General features: G+C 64.3%; 16 protein-coding genes. 1 reads left to right on the top strand and 15 read right to left on the bottom strand.

Translation table 11 applies throughout. From position 1 onward, the window contains the following. Nucleotides 1-3: 3 nt before the first annotated feature. From urtD to urtA, 4 genes are all read right to left on the bottom strand, one after another. Complete coding sequence (gene urtD / locus DM807_RS11615) at nt 4-861, bottom strand: urea ABC transporter ATP-binding protein UrtD (RefSeq protein ID WP_012274417.1); 858 nt, start codon at nt 859-861, stop codon at nt 4-6. Further along, nucleotides 858-1,937, bottom strand: a complete 1,080-nt coding sequence (gene urtC / locus DM807_RS11610; RefSeq protein ID WP_012274416.1) for an urea ABC transporter permease subunit UrtC — start codon at nt 1,935-1,937, stop codon at nt 858-860. The genes urtD and urtC overlap by 4 nt, the downstream gene beginning before the upstream one ends. Continuing rightward, the gene (gene urtB / locus DM807_RS11605) at nt 1,937-3,457 is read right to left on the bottom strand and encodes an urea ABC transporter permease subunit UrtB (protein ID WP_425326926.1); all 1,521 of its coding nucleotides are present in this window, start codon (nt 3,455-3,457) and stop codon (nt 1,937-1,939) included. Before urtB ends, urtC begins: the two co-directional genes overlap by 1 nt. An 86-nt stretch (nt 3,458-3,543) precedes the next feature. Continuing rightward, a complete protein-coding gene (gene urtA / locus DM807_RS11600) occupies nt 3,544-4,809 on the bottom strand; it encodes an urea ABC transporter substrate-binding protein (protein ID WP_179027398.1) in 1,266 nt (421 codons plus the stop codon). Nucleotides 4,810-5,102: 293 nt separating this feature from the next. Between urtA and DM807_RS11595 the strand changes: the two genes are divergently transcribed. Further along, nucleotides 5,103-6,557 carry a M12 family metallo-peptidase gene (locus tag DM807_RS11595; protein ID WP_179027397.1) on the top strand — a complete coding sequence of 485 codons (1,455 nt, stop codon included), beginning with the start codon at nt 5,103-5,105 and terminating at the stop codon, nt 6,555-6,557. Between the two features lie 47 nt (nt 6,558-6,604). Here the strand turns inward: DM807_RS11595 and cycA are convergent, their stop codons facing one another. From cycA to DM807_RS11540, 11 genes are all read right to left on the bottom strand, one after another. Next, nucleotides 6,605-8,026, bottom strand: a complete 1,422-nt coding sequence (cycA, locus tag DM807_RS11590) for a D-serine/D-alanine/glycine transporter (RefSeq protein WP_012274412.1) — start codon at nt 8,024-8,026, stop codon at nt 6,605-6,607. Nucleotides 8,027-8,248: 222 nt separating this feature from the next. Further along, nucleotides 8,249-9,616: a PepSY-associated TM helix domain-containing protein gene (locus DM807_RS11585; RefSeq protein WP_179027396.1), complete on the bottom strand. Its 1,368-nt coding sequence runs from the start codon at nt 9,614-9,616 to the stop codon at nt 8,249-8,251. A gap of 58 nt (nt 9,617-9,674) precedes the next feature. After that, nucleotides 9,675-11,741 carry a TonB-dependent copper receptor gene (locus tag DM807_RS11580; RefSeq protein ID WP_060493413.1) on the bottom strand — a complete coding sequence of 689 codons (2,067 nt, stop codon included), beginning with the start codon at nt 11,739-11,741 and terminating at the stop codon, nt 9,675-9,677. 66 nt (nt 11,742-11,807) lie between these two features. Continuing rightward, nucleotides 11,808-12,239, bottom strand: coding sequence for a DUF2946 domain-containing protein (locus DM807_RS11575; protein WP_012274409.1), 432 nt, complete (start codon nt 12,237-12,239; stop codon nt 11,808-11,810). Nucleotides 12,240-12,261: 22 nt separating this feature from the next. Then, entirely contained in the window at nt 12,262-12,747 is a 486-nt protein-coding gene (locus tag DM807_RS11570) for a copper chaperone PCu(A)C (RefSeq protein ID WP_179027395.1), read from the bottom strand. A gap of 47 nt (nt 12,748-12,794) precedes the next feature. After that, nucleotides 12,795-13,184, bottom strand: a complete 390-nt coding sequence (locus tag DM807_RS11565) for a DUF2946 domain-containing protein (RefSeq protein WP_012274407.1) — start codon at nt 13,182-13,184, stop codon at nt 12,795-12,797. A gap of 122 nt (nt 13,185-13,306) precedes the next feature. After that, nucleotides 13,307-14,161, bottom strand: a complete 855-nt coding sequence (locus tag DM807_RS11560; protein ID WP_012274406.1) for an SPFH domain-containing protein — start codon at nt 14,159-14,161, stop codon at nt 13,307-13,309. A 27-nt stretch (nt 14,162-14,188) separates the two neighbouring features. Next, the gene (locus DM807_RS11555; protein ID WP_012274405.1) at nt 14,189-14,626 is read right to left on the bottom strand and encodes an NfeD family protein; all 438 of its coding nucleotides are present in this window, start codon (nt 14,624-14,626) and stop codon (nt 14,189-14,191) included. Nucleotides 14,627-14,749: 123 nt separating this feature from the next. Further along, entirely contained in the window at nt 14,750-15,469 is a 720-nt protein-coding gene (locus DM807_RS11550) for a cobalt-precorrin-6A reductase (RefSeq protein WP_179027394.1), read from the bottom strand. Then, a complete protein-coding gene (locus DM807_RS11545) occupies nt 15,466-16,560 on the bottom strand; it encodes a cobalt-precorrin-5B (C(1))-methyltransferase (RefSeq protein ID WP_012274403.1) in 1,095 nt (364 codons plus the stop codon). The genes DM807_RS11550 and DM807_RS11545 overlap by 4 nt, the downstream gene beginning before the upstream one ends. Beyond that, a complete protein-coding gene (locus DM807_RS11540) occupies nt 16,553-17,764 on the bottom strand; it encodes a bifunctional cobalt-precorrin-7 (C(5))-methyltransferase/cobalt-precorrin-6B (C(15))-methyltransferase (protein ID WP_060493409.1) in 1,212 nt (403 codons plus the stop codon). The genes DM807_RS11545 and DM807_RS11540 overlap by 8 nt, the downstream gene beginning before the upstream one ends. Between the last annotated feature and the right edge of the window lie 116 nt (nt 17,765-17,880).

Here is a 17,880-nt window from a genome sequence, read left to right as displayed (position 1 = left end):
TGATCATCGGCCCAGATACACCTCGACCACCCGCTCATCCGCCTGCACCTGCTCCAGCGACCCTTCTGCCAGCACACTGCCCTGGTGCAGCACCGTGACATGGTCGGCGATGCTGCCGACAAAGCCCATGTCATGCTCCACCACCATCAACGAATGCGTGCCAGCCAGGCCCTTGAACAACTCGGCGGTGAACTCGGTCTCGGCATCGGTCATGCCCGCCACCGGTTCATCCAGCAATAGCAACTTCGGCTCCTGCACCAGCAGCATGCCTATCTCCAGAAACTGCTTCTGTCCGTGCGACAGCAAGCCAGCCTGGCGCTGGGCCAGGGGCAGCAGGCGCAAGGTGCTCAGCACCTCTTCGATGCGCTGGCGTTGCTCGCCGCTCAGCCGCGCTGCCAGGCTGGCCCATACCGACTTGTCGGCCTTCAGCGCCAGCTCCAGGTTTTCGAACACTGTCAGCGCCTCGAATACCGTGGGCTTCTGGAACTTGCGGCCAATGCCGGCCTGGGCGATCTGGTATTCGCTCATGCGGGTCAGGTCGAGGGTGTCGCCAAAGAAAGCGCTGCCGGTGTCAGGGCGAGTCTTGCCGGTGATCACGTCCATCATCGTAGTCTTGCCGGCGCCGTTGGGACCGATGATGCAGCGCAGCTCGCCCACACCGATGTACAGGTTCAGCGCGTTGAGCGCCTTGAAACCATCGAAGCTGACGCTGATGTCTTCAAGGCTCAGCACCGTGCCGTGGCGGGTGTCGAGGCCAGCCTTGCGGCTTTGGCCCAGGCCGATGGCGTCGCGACCGGCGCCGAGGTGGTCGAACACCGGCTCCAACATGAATTCCGGGTGAACCGGGGGCACGCCTCTCATGGCTGGCTCCTTTTCTTCAACAGGCCGACCACGCCCTTGGGCAGGTACAGGGTGACAAGAATGAACAGTGCGCCCAGGAAGAACAGCCAGAACTCCGGGAAGGCCACGGTGAACCAGCTTTTCATGCCATTGACCAGGCCGGCGCCGAGCAACGGGCCGATCAGCGTGCCGCGCCCGCCCAAGGCCACCCACACGGCGGCTTCGATGGAGTTGGTCGGCGACATTTCGCTGGGGTTGATGATGCCCACCTGTGGCACATACAACGCCCCGGCCAGGCCGCACAGCACGGCGCTCAGGACCCACACCAGCAGCTTGAAGCCGCGTGGGTCGTAGCCGCAGAACATCATGCGGTTTTCGGCATCGCGCACCGCCGTGAGCAGGCGGCCGAACTTGCTGCGGGTCAGGCGCCAGCACAGGTACAAGCTGGCCAGCAAAAGGCCGACCGTGAGCAGGAACAGCACCGCGCGAGTGCCTTGCGCGGTAATGTCGAAGCCGAGGATGGTGCGGAAGTTGGTAAACCCGTTGTTGCCGCCAAAACCGGTTTCGTTGCGGAAGAACAGCAGCATGCCGGCGAAGGTCAGGGCTTGGGTCATGATCGAGAAGTACACGCCCTTGATCCGCGAGCGGAAGGCGAACCAGCCGAACACCAGCGCCAGCAGCCCCGGTGCCAGCACCACCAGGCACAGGGCCCAGGCAAAATGCTGGGTGCCGGCCCAGTACCACGGCAGCTCGGTCCACGACAGAAAGGTCATGAACCCCGGCAGGCCGTCGCCGGCCGCCTGGCGCATCAGGTACATGCCCATGGCATAGCCGCCCAGGGCGAAGAACAGGCCATGGCCCAGCGACAGCAGCCCGGCATAGCCCCAGACCAGGTCCAGGGCCAGGGCGACGATGGCGTAACAGAGGATCTTGCCGACCAGGGTCAGGGTGTAGGCCGACACCTGCAGGGCATGGTCCGCCGGCAGCAGCGAGAGCAGCGGCAGGGCGACGAGCAGCAGCACGACGACGGCGCCGATGGCCAGGGTCAGGCGTGGCCCGGCCTTTTGCGTAGCGGTGACAAGCAGTGGCTGGTTCATCAGTCGATTACCCGTCCCTTGAGGGCGAACAGGCCTTGCGGACGCTTCTGGATGAACAGAATGATCAACGCAAGGATGAGGATCTTGCCGAGCACGGCACCGATCTGCGGCTCCAGCAGCTTGTTGGCGATGCCAAGGCCGAAGGCGGCCCACAGGCTGCCGGCCAGTTGCCCCACGCCGCCCAGCACCACCACCAAGAACGAATCGATGATGTAGCTTTGGCCCAGATCGGGGCCGACGTTGCCGACCTGGCTCAGGGCTACGCCGCCGAGCCCGGCGATGCCAGAACCCAGGCCAAAGGCGAGCATGTCGACGCGCCCGGTGGACACCCCGCAGCAAGCCGCCATGTTGCGGTTCTGGGTGACTGCGCGCACGTTCAGGCCCAGCCGCGTGCGGTTGAGCAGCAGCCAGGTGAGCAGGACCACGGCCAGGGCGAAACCGATGATCACCAGGCGGTTGTACGGCAGCACCAGGTTGGGCAGCAGTTGGATACCGCCGGACAGCCAGGCCGGGTTGCTCACCTCGACGTTCTGCGCGCCGAACAGCAGGCGAATGGCCTGGATCAGGATCAGGCTGATGCCCCAGGTAGCCAGCAGGGTTTCCAGTGGGCGGCCGTACAGATGGCGGATGACCGCGCGCTCCAGCGCCATGCCCACACCGGCACTGACCGCGAAGGCCACCGGCAGGGCGATCAGCGGGTAGAACTCAATGGCGCCTGGGGCGTAGCGCTGCAGCAGCACCTGGACCATGTAGGTGCTGTACGCGCCGAGCATCAGCATCTCGCCGTGTGCCATGTTGATCACCCCGAGCAGGCCAAAGGTGATCGCCAGGCCGAGCGCCGCCAGCAGCAGGATCGAACCCAACGAAAGGCCACTGAATGCCTGGCCGAGCAGTTCGCCGACCAGCAGCTTGCGCTTGACCTGGGCCAGGCTGGTTTCGGCGGCGGTGCGTACGCCGGCATCGGCTTCCGCATCCGGTTGCAGCAGCGCTTCGAGGCGGGTGCGGGCCAGCGGGTCGCCGGTTTCACCCAGCAGGCGCACGGCGGCCAGGCGAACGGCGGGTTCGCTGGCGCCCAGTTGCAGGTTGGCCAGGGCCAGGCCCAGGGCGGCGTGGACGGCGGCGTCCGGCTCGGCGGCGAAGCGCCGGTCGAGGAAGGCCATCTGCGCCGGTTGTGCGCTTTTTTGCAGGTGTTGGGCGGCGGCCAGGCGGGTGTCGCTGTTGTCGCTGAGCAACTGGTGGCTGGCCAGGGCGTTGTCGATCAGGCCGCGCAGGCGGTTGTTCAGGCGTAACTTGCGGGTGTCATCGGCGGCGATGCGGCCTTGGCGCAGTTCATTCAGCAGTGGCAGGCGCGCGGCATCGGGTTGCGCCGCCCAGCCTTCGAGCAGACGGGCTTGCTCGCCGGGCTTGGCGGTAAGGAAGAATTCGCCCTCGCTGGCCTGGGTTGCCAGCGGCAGTAGCAGGAGCAGGGTGAGCAGGAGTCTGAGCATGCGGGTAATCCTGGAGATCGGCGGTGGATACATCGCGAGCCAGCTCGCTCCTACAGGGGAAGCACCTCATTTGTAGGAGCGAGCTGGCTCGCGATGGGGCCGCATGGCGGCCCCAGTGCTCAGTTACCTTTCACTGCATAGTCCGGGCGCTTGTCGTTGCCCGGAATGAACGGGCTCCAAGGCTGCGCCCGCAGCGGCTGCTCGGTTTCCCACACCACACTGAACTGCCCGTCATCCTGGATCTCGCCGATCATCACCGGCTTGTGCAGGTGGTGGTTGGTCTTGTCCATGGTCAGGGTGAAGCCCGAGGGCGCCTTGAAGCTCTGCCCGGCCAGCGCCTCACGCACCTTGTCGACGTCGGTGGACTTGGCTTTTTCCACTGCTTGCGCCCACATGTGGATGCCCACATAGGTGGCTTCCATCGGGTCGTTGGTTACGGCCTTGTCGGCACCCGGCAGACCTTTGGCTTTGGCATAGGCCTTCCAGTCGGCGACGAACTTCTGGTTCACCGGGTTATCCACCGATTCGAAGTAGTTCCACGCCGCCAGGTGGCCCACCAGTGGCTTGGTGTCGATGCCGCGCAGCTCCTCTTCGCCCACCGAGAAGGCCACCACTGGCACGTCGGTAGCCTTCAGGCCCTGGTTGGCCAGCTCCTTGTAGAACGGCACGTTGGAGTCGCCGTTGACCGTGGAAATGACCGCCGTCTTGCCACCGGCGGAGAACTTCTTGATGTTGGCGACGATGGTCTGGTAATCGGCGTGGCCGAACGGCGTGTACACCTCTTCGATATCCTTGTCGGCCACACCCTTGCTATGCAGGAAGGCGCGCAGAATCTTGTTGGTGGTGCGCGGGTAGACGTAGTCGGTGCCCAGCAGGAAGAAGCGTTTGGCGCTACCGCCGTCCTCGCTCATCAAATATTCCACGGCCGGAATCGCCTGCTGGTTGGGCGCGGCGCCGGTGTAGAACACGTTCGGCGACATCTCTTCACCTTCGTACTGCACCGGGTAGAACAGCAGGCCGTTGAGCTCTTCGAACACCGGCAGCACTGACTTGCGCGACACCGAGGTCCAGCAGCCGAACACCACGGCGACCTTGTCCTGGGTCAGCAACTGACGGCTCTTTTCAGCGAACAGCGGCCAGTTGGAGGCTGGGTCGACCACTACCGGCTCGAGCATCTTGCCGTTCACACCGCCCATGGCGTTGATTTCGTCGATGGTCATCAGCGCCATGTCCTTGAGCGAGGTCTCGGAAATGGCCATGGTCCCGGAAAGCGAATGCAGGATGCCGACCTTGATGGTCTCGGCGGCCTGGATGCTCCAGCTCAGGCCCATCGCCGCAATCGATGCGCTGAGGGTAAAAGCCTTGATCAGACTGCGACGCTTCATGTGCTCTCTCCGCTGAGTTCTTTTAGGGTGTTGGGCAGCGGGGAGGGGCGTTGCAAGGGGTGTGCCTAGTGGCGAAACTGGCGTAATAGAAGGGTTGTGCGAGGTGATGGGGCGTTGGCGAGGTCCAGGTTGGTGCTTGAGGGGTTTGTGTGCACAGCATTGGAGCCGCTGTTCGGCACTTCATCTTGATTGGCTTTACGGCCAAAGGCTGTTCCCCTGATATTTTTGCCAGTATCAGGGCGCGCTTGTGCCGCGTAGTGTCTGGGACATGTTCAAACCAGCGGGCATTCAGCATGAACTTCTCAGGCTTGGTCAAAGCGCTGTCCCTTTCCTTATCCGTGCTCGTATCAGCGCTACCCCTGGGTGGATGTGCATCCTTCGATGCACTTCAGGCAAGGACATCGATGGTGGCTAGGGCGGGCAAGGAAGCGGTGGGCATATACGACTATGCGCTGGTTCATTCGCAGCGCACTACCCAGGGATACACCGTCGAGGGTGGCAATCTCATCGATCGGAACAAGCAGCTGGTCAAAGGCTCGCTGGTAATGGTCCTGGATCCGGCAGGTGCGCTCACCGCGATCATCGACCGGCCCGACGAGGTAGGTGTCCTGTATGTCGATGCTAAAGGCAAACGCATACTGAAGCAGTCGCCTGCCGACATGAACAGGTCCCCCGACCCCGATGCCAAGCCCGAGCGTGCGGAGGCCATCGGCAGTGGGCAACAACAAGTGGCCACCGTCGATGCGCTGGTCCTGTTTACCGCCAAGGCACTTTCCAAGCTGGAAGGAGACCCCGTGGCGTATGCCTTGGCCGAGCTGGAGACAGCCAACCTGGGCCTTCGCAACTCCGAGTTGCCAGGTATACAGCTGCGGTTGGTCGGTATCACTGTCACCGACACCGACCATGTGGTGGATGCCGCGGGGCTGAATGCGATCCGTGACTTGATGACGCCGCTGCGCGAAGACTACTTCCATGACATCAATGTCGCCTTTTCCGGAACGCTGTTCCAAGGCGGGCTCGCCCATGTACGCCAGTGGTCGAGTATCAATGGCGTCGAGGCGCCGTTGGCATTTCGCCACGAGGTAGGCCATAACGCCGGCGGCCAACACTGCTATACGGGTGAGCTTGAGTACTATTTCCATGGTTACCAGACGGCCAATGGCGCGCACACCTTCATGTGTGGGAACAATGTCCCGTATTACTCGAACCCCCAGGTCATGTATGACGGCCAGGCCCTTGGCGACCCCTCGACAGCGGACATGGCCAGGGTGTGGCGTGAAAGTGCCAATCGGCTCAGTAACTACAGTCCAGCCTTCGAAGGACTGCGCGGCTTCTATTACAGCCCTTTGGGACACGAGCCTCTGATTGTCGAGGGTATCCATTCCAGGGAAGGTGCTTTTGTCGCGCTCTCGGAAGAGGTCGGCCCGACTCAAGTTGTGGACCAGGCACCGGCAGGTACACCGCTACAGGTGCGCCTGGTGCACGACGGTGATGGCAAGGTTTTTACAGTCAAGATGACCGCCTCACGCAGGATGGGACCTGCCTGCACCTGGACCGGGATGCATGCCATTGGTAGCGACTGCGAGGGGCGGCTGCCCAGACTCGAGTTGTCGTTGCAGGCCGACGCCTCGCAGAATCCAGGGTTGCCGGCAGGTTGGTACAACGGGATCTTGCCGTTACAAGTGGTCAGCAAATCCTTTGAGGGTAGCGCGAGCCCGATGAGGGTCAGCATCGCGCTTAAGCTCTGAGTCGAACCGAATGGCCCACGCGTATCGTGAGCCACTGCCTCGGCGGCTTAGCGCTGGCTCTGCTCCACCTGTGGCGTAGCGCCGCGTGGATGGCGTCTGCTGCGCACGAACTGATACGTCACCGCCAGAATCATGAACCAGATCGGCGTCACTACCAGCGCCGAGCGGGTGTCGGCCTCCAGGCTCAGCAGCACCAGGATGCCGGCGAAGAACACCAGGCACACGTAGCACATGAAGCGCCCGCCGGGCATCTTGTACTTCGACGCCTGGTGCAGCGCTGCGCGGTTTTTGCGGTACTTCAGGTACGACAGCAGGATCAGCGTCCAGACGAACATGAACAGCACCGCCGACACCGTGGTCACCAGGGTGAACGCCTCGACCACGTCCGGTACCAGGTAGATCAGTACCGCGCCCAGCAGCAGGCAGGTGCAGGAGAAGTACAGGCCGTTGGCCGGTACCGAGCGGCTCGACAGCTTCTCGAAGGCCTTGGGCGCATCACCCTCCTGGCTCAGGCCGTAGAGCATGCGGCTGGTGGAGAACACGCCGCTGTTGGCCGACGAGGCCGCCGAGGTCAGTACCACGAAGTTGATGATGCTCGCCGCTGCCGGCAGGCCCGCCAGCACGAACAGTTCGACGAACGGGCTCTTGCCTGGCACCACGTCGCGCCATGGGGTCACGGCCATGATCGCGATCAGCGCCAGCACATAGAACACGATGATGCGGATCGGGATCGAGTTGATCGCCCGCGGCAGGGTGCGCTCCGGGTTCTTCGCTTCGGCGGCGGTGGTACCCACCAGCTCGATGCCGACGAAGGCGAACACCGCGATCTGGAAACCGGCGAAGAAGCCCATCAGGCCATGGGGGAACATGCCGCTGTCATTCCACAGGTTGGCCAGCTGTGCGGTGCGCCCGCTGGGCGAGGTGAAGCCGGTGATCACCATGTACAGGCCAGTCGCGACCAGGCCAAGGATGGCGACGATCTTGACCAGGGCGAACCAGAATTCCAGCTCGCCGAACATTTTCACCGTCACCAGGTTCAGCGACAGCAGCAGCCCGACGCAGGTCAGCGCCGGTATCCACTGTGGCAAGTCGGGAAACCAGAACTGCGTGTAGGCGGCGATGGCGACCACGTCGGCGATGCCGGTGACCACCCAGCAAAACCAGTAGGTCCAGCCGGTGAAATAGCCGGCCCAGGGGCCGAGCAGGTCGGCGGAAAAGTCGATGAACGACTTGTAGTTCAGGTTCGACAGCAGCAGTTCGCCCATGGCGCGCATGACGAAGAACAGCATGAAGCCGATGATCATGTAGACGAAGATGATCGACGGCCCGGCCAGGCTGATGGTTTTGCCCGAGCCCATGAACAGGCCGGTACCGATCGCGCCGCCGATGGCGATCAGCTGGATGTGGCGGTTGGTCAGGTTGCGCTGCAGATGCTGTTCATCTGGCGTTGAGGGTGAGGTTTGCGTCATAGGCTGCATTCCCTTGTAAGGTCGGTCTTCTTGTCTGAGGTAGCCGGCTAGGCTAACACGCGCGTTCCAGTTCAGGGCGCGACAGATCGACTCTACTTTTGGGTGGCAGCTGTGGGCTGCTGTGCAGCCCTTTCGCGACACAAGGCTGCTCCTACAATGATCGCGCATTCCTGTAGGAGCGGCCTTGTGTCGCGAAAGGGGCGCAAAGCGCCCCCGGCAATCTCAAGCCTGAACCAGCATCCGACGGCGCCTTACCACCAGGCTATCGACAACCCACATCACCACCATCGAAACCCCCACCAGCGGGAACATCACGCCGAGCACCAGCATTACCCCCACCGCCGTCTTCCAGCGCGGCAGGTCATGACGCAGCGGCGGCACGCCCAGCCCACCGGCTGGCCGGCGCTTCCACCACATCACCAGGCCGCTCACCGAGCCCAGCAGAATCATCAGGCACACCAGCAGTATGACGACCTGGTTGAACGCCCCGAACATCTTGCCTTCATGCAGCATCACGCCCATCTCGGTGGCGCGGGCGACCGGGCTGTAGTCCTGCCAGCGCACATCGGCCAGAACCTTGCCGGTGTATTGATCGACATGCAAGGTAGCGTCGTTGCGCGGGTCGTCGGCGAACACGGCAATGGTGAACACCCCGTCGGCAGTGGTGGGCAGGGTGATGCTGTAGCCCGGCTCGACCTGGCGCGAAGTGGCGATGTCCTCGACCTGCTGCACGCTCACCTGAGGCGCTGCGGGCATGTCTGACATCATGGAGTGGCCGGCGTGTTCGGCGTGTGCGCCAGACTGCGGCATTGGCGTGTTTTCCATCGCCCAGGGCACGGTTTGGCGGTGTGCGTTGTTCAGCTCACCCGCCTGTTGGTCCGACTTGGGCACGTCGTTCCACATGGCGGCCGGGAAGCGGTTCCACAAATCGGCATACTGCTTGCCCCACAGGCCGGTCCAGGTCATGCCGCTGACCAGCATCAGCAACAACAGGGCCGAACCCCAGAAGCCAGTTACCGCATGCAGGTCGCGCCAGAACAAGCGGCCGCGCGCACTGAACCGGGGCCACAGCACGCCAGCGCCATTGCGTCCGCGTGGCCACCACAGGTACAGGCCCGACACCACCAGCACGATGCCCCAGCCGGCGGCCAGTTCCACCAGGCGGTCGCCGAGCGTGCCGACCATCAGTTCACCATGCAGCGCACGGGCGATGGCCTGCAGGTTCTGCTTGCCGTCCTGCTCACCGAGGACCTTGCCGCTGTAGGGGTCGACGAAAACGTTCAGTTCGCGCCCGCCGTCATGCACCACGAACTGTGCACTGCGCTCGGCGCTCAGTGGCGGCAGGTACTGGCCGACATGGCCCTTGGGGTAAGCCTGGCGTACTTCGGCCAGCATCATGTCCGCGCCCTGCCGGTGGTGGCCGGCTTCGACCACCATCAAGTCGCGGTACAGCAGCGGGTCGAGCTGCGGCTTGAACAGGTAGATGATCCCGGTGATCGCCAACAGGATCATGAACGGGGCCACGAACAGCCCCGCATAGAAGTGCCAACGCCAGGCCAGGTTATAGAAATTGCCGCGTGTTCCTCTCATGGGAACCTCCTGTTTGACCAGCTGATGGGCGCAACCGAAGCTACGCCCGTTGTTGTTGTCAGAAGCTGAAATCGACCTTGGTCCAGAAGGTCCTGCCTGGCTCGTTGACCGGCTGAGGATCGGTAGCCGGGTAGCCGAACCCGGCGTTCCCGGCCAGGTTCAAGTGCTCGGCGTAGGTTTTGTCGAACAGGTTGTCGACCCCTGCGCTGAGCTTGAGGTTGTTGTTCACCTTGTAGGCGCCGTTGAGCGAGAACACGCCGAAGCCGGCGCTCTTGTCGTAGTCCTTGCCGACCACGTTGCCTTGGTTCTCGGCAATGCGGTTTTGCGCAGCCACCAGCCGCCACAGTGCGCCGACGCTCCACACATCGCGGCTGTAGGTCAGGCCCAGACGGCTTTCCAGTGGTGGCATTTGAGGTAGCGCTTTGCCATCACTGCTGTTCTTGCCCCAAGCGTAGGCCAGCGTGGCGTCGGCCTTCCAGTTTTCGGTCAGCAGGTAGGCCGCGCCCAGTTCGCCGCCCATGATGCGGGCGTCGATGTTCTGTGCCCGGGAAGTGCTCATGCCCATCATGCCGGTGCGGTAGTCGAACAGGATGTAGTCGCGGATCTGCCCGACATAGCCCGACGCCCAGGCCTCCAGGCGTTCGGTGCGGTACTGGATGCCGAAGTCGAGTTGGGTGGTCTTCTCTGGCTTGATGCCGTCGAAGGCGTTGGCCGCCCCAGGCGGTGCCAGCTTGGGCGAGAACAGCTCCCAGTAGTCAGGGAAGCGCTGGGCATGGCCGAGGCCAATGTAAGTGGTGGCCGGGAGGGCTGCCAGGTCGTGCTCGTAGCGGATAAAACCGCTGGGCAGAGTGTCGGCGCGGGTATCGCCTTCGGTGGCGCTGCCTTTACGGAAGTCACGGGCTGAGGCGCGGTCCAGGCGGGCGCCGGTAATCAGCCGGTCTTCACCGCTGACATACCAGGTCAGTTCGCTGAAAGCGCCGTAGTTGTGGAAGTCAGCGTCCTTGGTCCAGGCCTGGCCCTTGTGTGCGTCCACACCCATGCCGCCACGCTGGCGATGTTCGTTGGTTTGCGCGTCGATGCCGCTGATCAGCTGCACATCGGCCCAGCGCCAGGTGGCTTTGATGCGTGCGCCCAGGGTGCGGCGGTCGACGTTGCTGACCATCGGCATGCCCATCATGCCGCTGCCCGACGGTGTGCGCAGGCTGTAGTTGTCCATCACATGGTCGGCGTAGTTGTAGTAGACCTGTGCCTCGACCTTGTCGAGCACCTCGCCGAGGTTGGACTTTTCAAAGCGCAGGCCCAGGCTTTCGCGCTTGAACTGCGAGCCGTCCATGCCACGCCCGGCGTAGCGGGCCTCGCCATCGCCCTTGCCGGCGGTCAGCTCCAGCAGGGTGTCCTGGTCTGGCGTCCAGCCGAGGGCGACATCGCCGTTCCACTTTTCCCAGCGCGATGGCACGGTGTCGTCGTTGCCGTCGTGGTAGTCATCCGAGCGTGACTGGTTGCCGACGAAGCGGGCGTAGGCCTGGCTGTTGCCGGCGGCGGCATCCAGCACTTTGTCGAAGCGGCCGTTGGAGCCGGCCAGCAGGCTGGCGTTCACGCGGCTGCCGAGGGCGCCGAACTTCTCGGGCTCGCGCTCGAAGAGGATGGTGCCTGCCGAACCACCGGGGCCCCAGATCACGCTTTGCGGGCCTTTGATCACAGTCAGGCGGTCGTAGGTTTCCGGCGAAATGTAAGAGGTGGGCGCGTCCATGCGGTTAGGGCAAGCGCCCAGCATCAGGCCGCCGTTGGTGAGGATGTTCAGGCGTGAGCCGAACATGCCCCGCAACACCGGGTCGCCGTTGGTGCCGCCGGCACGGATCGCCGAGAAGCCTGGGATGGTCTTCAGGTAGTCGGCGCCGTCGCTGGCCGGCACCGGTTGGCGCGGGTCTTTCGGGTTGGTGACCACGGTCAGTGGCGAACTGGGCGCCACGGCAGTGATGACCGTCGGGCTCAGCTCGGGTGCGTCGTGCGCATGACCTTCATGGCCAGGGTCGGCGGCCAGGGCCACGGGCGCGAGCAGCGAGCCGCACACGGCGGCGAGAGTCCCACGCAGGGACAAGGCAAAAACAGGGGTGCAGCCGGACATAATGATTCCAGTCGATCAGTCATGAGTTAGCGCGAAGCCTCCTGGCTCCGTGCGCAAAATGTGGGTTCAGACGCTGATCGAGGAAGGCGGGGCGCGGCTGCGCGCACCGGGGAATACAGCCTGCCGGGCATGGCCCTGGTGCGTTGGCGCAAGCAGATGGCTGGTGGGGATTACGCTGCCGGCACTGAGCGGGCTGAGGGCCTGGGGCAGGGCCGGGCAATTGAACAACAGGCTGCAGTAACCGCACTTTTCCCACATCACGTGCAGTTGGCCATCGCCGCCATGGCCGTGATGGCTGTCGCCGCCATGCTGATGGGCAGCCGCCATCGGCATGTCCATTGGCATGCTCATGCCGGCGTGGTGGTCCATCGGCATCGACTGGGAAATCAGCGGGCCGATGAAGATCATCCACATGGCGAACAGGCTCAGCCATCCGCCACCGGCGCGCCTGCGGTCAGGGCGGGTGGTACGGCTGATGCTGTTGCGCGGCAGGCTCATGGCGAGTGCCTGTCAGCAGGTGTCAGTGCGCGTGTTCGTGGGCTTGCGGCTGGTCCGCTGGCGCCTGCTTCTGCACAGCCACTTCGACGGTGATGTCGCCGGCCTTTTCGAAATGCAGGGTCAACGGGAAGCGTTTGCCATCCGTGAGCAGGCCGCGGTCCTTGGGCTGCATCAGCATCACATGGTAGGCGCTGGGGGCGAAGGTCAGGTCCTTGCCGGCAGGCACCACCACGCTGGGCACCTGTTGCATCTTCATGGCGCCGCTGGCGCTCATGGCATGTTCGTGCAGTTGCGCGTCATCGCTGATGGGGCTGTCGACACTGAGCAGGCGGTCGTCGGCCTGGCCATTGTTGTGCACCACGAAATACGCGGCGACGTTGGGCGCGTTGGGTGGCAGCTGCAGCGACCAGGGGTGGGCAATGTGCAGGTCACCCACGCTGTATTCGTGGGCATTGGCAAAGGCGCCAGGCAGCAGCAGGGCGGCCATGACGAGGGCGTGCTTGAGCATGGTGAATCTCCGTTTCTGTTCAGGTTCAGGCAGACAGCGTGATGAACTCAGGCCAGCGGAGAGGCACGGGGGTTTAGCGCAGGCCAGAGTTGGCGCGGCGTGGGTTGGTACTTGGCAGGCGGCGGCAACAGGCCGGCGAGCAGTGTCGGCGGGTTGTGCAACTGTGGCGGGTAGCCGGGCAGGGCCAGCAGCGGCGCGGCGCCAGAGCAGCACCAGCAATTCATCATGCTGGCGCTGTCGTCGCTTTGCGGGCCGAGGTCGATCTTGGCCAGGGCCTGGACATCGACGTTGGCCTTGTTGGCCATGCTGGAACAGAAAGCCCCCCACAGCAGCTGCTCGGCCGGGCCCTTGGGCGCAGCAGAGGACAGCGGCATGGCCAGCAGGTTGAACAGCACTGCAAGGCAGGCTATCCAGGCAATGTGCCGACGTGGGGGCATGGAGAGATCCGGTCAGGAATCGTGGTGGGTATTGTAAGGCGGAGTATAGGTAAAAATGACGGGGTGCGGTGAAGTGACGCAGGTGGTCGGGTAACGGGGCTGCGCAGCAGCCCCCGACAATCTCAAGCCTTGTTACGGCCCATCAACCCGCGCACGGTCTCTTGCAGGTCCGCCGGCAACACCACCACCTTGGCATTGTTGCTGCCCGCCAGGTTCTCCATGGCCCCGATATAGCGCTCGCCCAGCAGGTACATGGCCGGCACGGTCTCGTTGCCCACCGCTTCCTTGACCAGCGAAATCGCCCGCGCCGAGGCCTCGGCCAGGCTGATCTGCGCCTCTGCATCCAGCCTGGCTGCCTGCAGGCGTGCTTCGGCTTCAAGGATCGCTGCCTGCTTGGCACCTTCGGCGCGGGTTACATCGGCCTTGCGCTCACGCTCGGCGGCGGCCTGGCGTTCCATGGCCAGTTGCATGTTTTCCGAAGGCTTGATGTCCTGGATTTCCACCGAACGCACGGTAACGCCCCAGTCTTCGGTCTGCTCGGACATTGCCTCGCGCAGGCGGGCCTTGATCTGCTCGCGGCTGGACAACGCTTCGTCCAGGTCCATGGCGCCGACGATGGCGCGCAGCGAGGTCATCGTCAGGCTGGTGACAGCGAACGAGAAATTCTGCACGCCATACGAGGCTTTCTGCGGGTCGACCACCTTGGCGAAGCACAGGGCGTTGGCGACGATTACGGCGTTGTCCCTGGTGATGATTTCCTGCTGTTGCACATCGAGGATGATGTCCTTGGTCGGCAGGCGGTAGGCGACCACGTCCATGTACGGGATGAGAATGTTCAGGCCCGGTTTGAGCGTGCTGTGATAGCGGCCCAGGCGCTCGACGATCCATTCCTCGCCTTGGGGCACGATGCGCACCCCTTTGAACACGGTGATCAGGACGAACAGGGCGATGGCGCCGACGACGATGAGGCTGGTCATGGTGCTTTAATTCCTTTTTGTGCGGATTCAGGCCCGGACGACGCGGGCGGTGTTCCCCTCGATGGCGGTCAGGCGCACCCGTTCGCCGGCCGGGATTTCGCTGTCAGCGATGCATGTCCATTCTTCGTTGCCGAGAATCGGCTTCTGGAAACGCACGCGGCCTTTGTGGAACTCCGACACCCCAGCGGTCAGCAGGCCCACTTCGCCGATCACGCTGTCGGCGGTCCAGCGCACATCTGGCTGCTTGCGTCGGAACAGCTTGAACCAGAGCGCCGTGGTGACTGATGACAGCAGTACCCACAGCAGCACCTGCATGTCCAGTTGCAGGCTGGGAGCAGCGAGCGAGATCAGCGAGACCAACACGGCACCGATGCCGAACCAGAGGATGAAGAACGTCGGCAGGACCAGTTCGAGCAGGATCAGCGCGATGCCGAAGACCAGCCAGATCCACCATTGCATTTCCATATGGGTGAAACCTTGCGGGGGAGGGGTGTTGAGTTTAAGGGAGGACAGTGATGCAGCGCCATTTGACAAGTTGCCAGAAAGATCCGAAATGGTTGTAGGACCGCCGCCGTACGTAGTTTGAGATTACAGGTCGAGCGCTGCAGCCAGGTCTGAGGGTGATTCGAAAGCGCGGTCCACATCCGGTAAAGCTGGCCGCTTCAGGACCAACACCGGTACGCCCAGCTCCCGTGCTACCTCCAGCTTTGGTTCGGTCGCCACGCTGCCGCTGTTCTTGCTGATCAGCACATCGATGCTGCGACGCTGGAACAATGCCCGTTCATCCTCGATATGGAACGGCCCGCGTGCACCGATCACTTCGCAGCGCTCATTGCCTGGGCAGGCTTCCAGCGCCCGCAACGTCCAGAACTGCTCCGGCGGAATCTCGCCCAGGTGTTGCAACGGCTCGCGGCCTAGCGTGAACAGAGGCCTGCGGAACGGCTTGAGTGCCTCGCTCAGCCCCGCCCAGTCCTCGACCTCACGCCAGTCGTCCCCCGCTTGCGCTTGCCAGGCCGGGCGGCGCAAGGCCCAGCACGTGACGCCGGCGCTACGCGCAGCGCTGGCAGCATTGCGGCTGATCTGTGCAGCGTAGGGGTGGGTGGCATCGACCAGTAGGGTGATACACGCCTCGCGCAGGTAGTTGGCCAACCCCTCGGCGCCGCCAAAGCCGCCGACCCGTACCTGGCATTGCAGGTCCTGCGGTACGCGGCCGATACCGGCCAGGCTGTAGACATGCTGCGGGCCGAGGCGACGAGCGATGGCCAGGGCTTCAGTGACACCGCCCAGCAGCAGGATGCGCGCAGTCATTGCACACCTGCCCGGCCAACGATACCGCCTTGGCGGTCGATGGCGAACACTTCCACTTGCACCTGCGCCGGCACCACGCTGCGGGCGAACGCCAGGGCGTGGGCGCATACCGCGTCCCCGAGGGCAATGCCGGCCGCATGCGCCAGCGCGAGCGCTTGCTGGCTAGTGTTGGCACCGATGATGGCGGCCTGCAGCGCTGCGTCAGCACCAATGTCTGCAGCCCAGCCCGCCAGTTGCGGCAGATCGATGCTGGAATGGCGGCTGTGCAGGTCCATGTGCCCGGCGGCCAGTTTGCTGATCTTGCCAAAACCACCACACAGGGTCAGGCGCGGCACCGGCACTTTGCGCAGGTGCTTGAGCACCGCGCCGACAAAGTCGCCCATTTCGATCAGGGCGATTTCCGGCAGGCCGTAGACCCGGCGCATGGTGTCTTCGCTGGCGTTGCCAGTGCAGGCGGCGATATGCGTGTAGCCGTTGGTGTGGGCCACGTCGATACCTTGGTGGATCGAGGCGATATAGGCCGCACAGGAGAACGGCCGCACGATGCCGCTGGTGCCGAGGATCGACAGCCCGCCGAGGATGCCCAGGCGCGGGTTCATGGTCTTGAGTGCCAGCTGTTCGCCGCCCTGCACGTTGACCGTGACCTCGAAGCCGCCGAAGTAGCCGCATTCGTCGGCCAGGCGTTGCAGGTGCTCGCTGATCATGCGGCGCGGCACCGGGTTGATGGCCGGCTCACCCACCGCAAGCACCAGCCCCGGCCGGGTCACGGTGCCGACACCGCTGCCGGCGACAAAGCGGATGCTTGGCTCGTCCAGCAAGCGCACCTGGCTGTAGAGCAGGGCGCCGTGGGTCACGTCCGGGTCGTCGCCAGCGTCCTTGAGTGTGCCGGCTTCGGCGCTTTCGCCGGCTAATCGGCAGAACTCCAGGCGCATCTGCACCACCTTGCCCTTGGGCAAGGTAATGCTGACGGCATCGCTGGTTTCGCCGCTCAGCAGCAAGCGAGCGGCCGCCAGGCTGGTGGCGGTGGCGCAGCTGCCGGTGGTCAGGCCGCTGCGCAGGGGCGCGGGCTGTTCGCGGGTCTCTTCACGCATCGGCGGGCTTCACCACATCCAGCAGGGTGATCGGCAGCGCCTGGCGCCAGGTGTCGAACGCACCCAAGGGCTGGGCGTGGGCGACATGGATGCGGGTCAGCTCACCACCGTGCTGCTCGCGAAAAGACGCCAGGGCCAGTTCGCTTTGCAGGGTTACCGCGTTGGCTACCAGCCGGCCACCGGGGCGCAGGCTGGCCCAGCACAGGTCGAGCACACCCTCGCGGGTGACGCCGCCGCCGATGAAGATCGCATCCGGGCGTTCCAGGCCTTGCAGTGCCGCTGGGGCCTTGCCGCGCACCAGCTGCAGGCCGGGTACACCCAATGCATCGCGGTTATGTTCGATGAAGCCTTGGCGGCCTTCGTCGGCCTCGATGGCCAGCGCGCGGCAGGCCGGGTGGGCGCGCATCCATTCGATGCCGATCGAGCCGCAGCCCGCGCCCACGTCCCACAGCAGTTCACCGGGCTGCGGCGCCAGGCGCGCCAGGGTGATGGCGCGAACATCGCGTTTGGTCAGTTGGCCGTCATGCCGGAAGGCGCTGTCCGGCAGCCCGGCCAGCCGGTGCAGACGCGGCGCTTCGGGCGTGGCCAGGCATTCGATGGCCACCAGGTTGAGCGCTGCGATATCGGCGTGTGGCCAGTCTTGGGCGGTGCCGGCCAACACACGTTCGTGCGGGCCTCCCAGGTGTTCGAACACACGCAGGCGGCTTGGCCCGTAGCCACGCTCGCGCAGCAGCGTGGCAATGGCCGCCGGGCTGTCGCCGTCGTTGCTCAGCACCAGCAAACGTACGCCGCTGTGCAGGTGAGCATTGAGCGCCGCCAGGGGGCGGGCTACCAGAGACACCACCTGCACATCCTGCAGCGGCCAGCCCAGGCGGGCGGCGGCCAGTGCGCAAGAGGTGGGCATCGACAGTACGCGCATTTCATCGGCGGGTACCTGGCGTGCAAGGCTGGCACCGACGCCGTAGAACATCGGGTCGCCGCTGGCCAGTACGCACACGGGCTCGCCACGCAGGGCCAGCACCGGGGCCAGCGAAAACGGGCTTGGCCAGCCCAGCCGCTCGCCGGGCACGCAGCGCGGTAGCAGGGCCAGCTGGCGTGGGCTGCCGAAGATCCGCGCAGCGCCCAACAGCGCACGCCGGGCCTGTTTGCCCAGGCCACTGAAGCCGTCTTCGCCGATGCCTACTACTGTCAGCCAGGGTGCCATGTGTACCTCTTCAATATGTTGGAGCTGCATGGCAGCCCCAACATTTCAGCTAAAACTCGAACGGTGCTCGACCACCGGCTTTTCATGCCGCCGGACAAAGCAGGCATAATACCGCG

The organism is Pseudomonas hunanensis, assembly GCF_013393325.1.
Taxonomy (GTDB): domain Bacteria; phylum Pseudomonadota; class Gammaproteobacteria; order Pseudomonadales; family Pseudomonadaceae; genus Aquipseudomonas; species Aquipseudomonas putida_P.
This window is presented reverse-complemented; position numbering and strand designations above follow the sequence as displayed.